General features: G+C 66.0%; 1 protein-coding gene. It reads right to left on the bottom strand.

Annotation, left to right across the window (positions count from 1 at the left end; all coding sequences use genetic code 11):
• Positions 1 to 29: 29 nt before the first annotated feature.
• A complete protein-coding gene (locus DTL70_RS00080; protein ID WP_114019723.1) occupies positions 30 to 1250 on the bottom strand; it encodes an IS256 family transposase in 1221 nt (406 codons plus the stop codon).
• Between the last annotated feature and the right edge of the window lie 160 nt (positions 1251 to 1410).

The following is a 1410-nucleotide window of genomic DNA, read 5'->3' as shown; positions in this document are numbered from 1 at the left end:
GGTCATGTCCCTTGTCGTGGTGTAGGCGATCAGCCGTCTGACGTGGCGGGCAGGACGATTGTGTCGTCGGGGTAGAGGGCGTCCATGCTTTCGTTGGAGAGGTAGCGGCGGGGGAAGGCGATCCATTCGTCGTGGAGTTCGGCGAGGACCGCGGTGGCCAGGCGGAGGACTGCGGATGGGTTCGGGAAGACCTGGACGACGTCGGTGCGGCGTTTGATCTCCCGGTTCAGCCGCTCGAGCGGGTTCGTGGACTGGATCTTCTTCCAGTGTTGGTGGGGGAAGTCCGCGAACGCGGTCAGATCTTCCTTGGCGTCCAGCAGCATCTCTCTGACCTTGGGGAACTGTCGGCCGAGCATGTCTGCGACGGTGTCGAGCTGGGTGCGGACGGCGTCCACGGTGGGCTGGGCGAAGATCGTGCGGATCGTCGCTGCGACCATCTCCGCCGAGCCTTTCGGGATCACGGCGAAGACGTTGCGGACGAAGTGGACCCGGCAGCGCTGCCAGGCGGCGCTGAGCATGACCTTGCGGATTGCTTTGACCAGACCGCTGTGGCTGTCGGAGATGACCAGGCGGACGCCACTCAGGCCGCGTTCTCGCAGGTGACGCAGGAACTGGGCCCAGAAGGCTTCGGTCTCGCTGTCGCCGACCATGACCCCGACGACTTCCCGGCCCCCGTCCTGAGTCACGCCGGTGGCGATGACGATCGCCTGGGAGACGATGCGGTGGTCGACGCGGGCCTTGACGTAGGTGGCGTCGAGGAACAGGTAAGGGAAGCGGATGTGGTCCAGCGGGCGGGTCCGGAAAGCGTCGAGCTGTCCGTCCAGGTCTGCGCAGATCCGGGAGACCTCGCTCTTGGATATCCCGGTGTCCGAGCCGAGGGCTTTGACGAGGTCGTCGACGGAGCGGGTGGAGACGCCGTGGACGTATGCCTCCATGATGACCGCGTAGAGAGCCTGGTCGATGCGCCGCCGGCGCTCGAGGAGGCTGGGGAAGAAGCTTCCGGCCCGCAGTTTCGGGATGGCGAGTTCCAGATCGCCGGCCTGCGTGGTCATCGTCTTCTCCCGGTGGCCGTTGCGCCAGGTGGTGCGGGTGTCGGTGTGTTCGCCCCACTCGGCGCCGATCTTCGTGGTGGCCTCGGCCTCGATCAGTTCCTGCAGCAGCCGCTCGGCGACCTCGCGGACGAGTTCAAGACCATCGGCCGAACGTAGTGACTCAAGCAGGCGAAGTAGGTCATGCTGGGACAAGGCCACCGTGCACCCCCTGGGGTCGAACTGCCCGTTCACTCCGGACAGTTGCACGGTGGCCTGCCAGTTGAGCAGGGAGCAGACACCGGCAGACGGTGCACCCCAGGGAGCAGAACCCGCGCACTCAACCGCGAAGATCCCCTACACCACACAGCGGGACGCCATC

The organism is Streptomyces diacarni, from assembly GCF_003323715.1.
GTDB classification, from domain to species: Bacteria; Actinomycetota; Actinomycetes; order Streptomycetales; family Streptomycetaceae; genus Streptomyces; species Streptomyces diacarni.
The sequence above is the reverse complement of the archived record's forward strand: the minus strand, read 5'-3'. Positions and strand labels throughout refer to the sequence as shown.